Below are 676 nucleotides of genomic sequence, written 5' to 3'. Positions count from 1 at the left end.
GGCGCCCACGGCTTCTGCCATCTCCGGGTGACCGAGAACCGCGCCCTTGCGCTGGCCACCCGCCTCGGCGTCACCGTCACCACCACGGCCACGCCCGCAGCGACGCCCCGTCCCCGTCGCAAGCCGCCGGTGGAAGGCATGAATCCCGACAGCGGAACGCCGGCTCCGCAGGCCGAGTAGACGCGCGACGTCCCTGTGCCGTCATCTTGCCGTGCCCCCCCCGCCGGGGACGCGCAACGGCGGTCATCAGGTGGAATGTCGGGCAGGGCTTTGGCAGAGCCGCAGGCGACCGTTATCGCCTCGGCATCGACTGCTGTCCCTAAACGCAAACAGCCGGCCTGCGTGGTGCGCGGGCCGGCTGTTTGCGGTTTTGTGTGGTGTATGTGGTGTGTTTGGTTGCGGGGACAGGATTTGAACCTGTGACCTTCAGGTTATGAGCCTGACGAGCTACCGGGCTGCTCCACCCCGCGCCAGGGTGCGTGCTGGCCCTGGTGTGTGGACCGGCACGTTCGGCGATCGTGGTGAGGGACTGTGTGTGCGCTTGCGTTGTGCGGGTCTGGCGGCGACCGCGTCGGCGGCCGTCAGCGGGGAGGTGTTGAGGTCGGTCATGTCGTGCCCTCCTTTCGAGGCAGAGCAATCGGCCCGGAAACGATCCCGTCTTGATCGAACCGATCCG

The 676-nt window shown here is 67.9% G+C and carries 1 tRNA gene and 1 pseudogene; one reads left to right on the top strand and one right to left on the bottom strand.

Annotated elements, in window-relative coordinates:
• Positions 1–180, top strand: a pseudogene (locus MKK68_RS05500) (hypothetical protein); the annotation flags it as partial.
• 213 nt (positions 181–393) lie between these two features.
• On the opposite strand, the gene MKK68_RS05495 reads toward MKK68_RS05500, so the two are convergent.
• A tRNA-Met gene (locus MKK68_RS05495) sits at positions 394–470 on the bottom strand.
• Between the last annotated feature and the right edge of the window lie 206 nt (positions 471–676).

The organism is Methylobacterium sp. E-016 (assembly GCF_022829745.1).
GTDB lineage: Bacteria > Pseudomonadota > Alphaproteobacteria > Rhizobiales > Beijerinckiaceae > Methylobacterium.
Note: the sequence above shows the minus strand (reverse complement) of the source record. Positions and strands in the feature narration are given on the sequence as shown.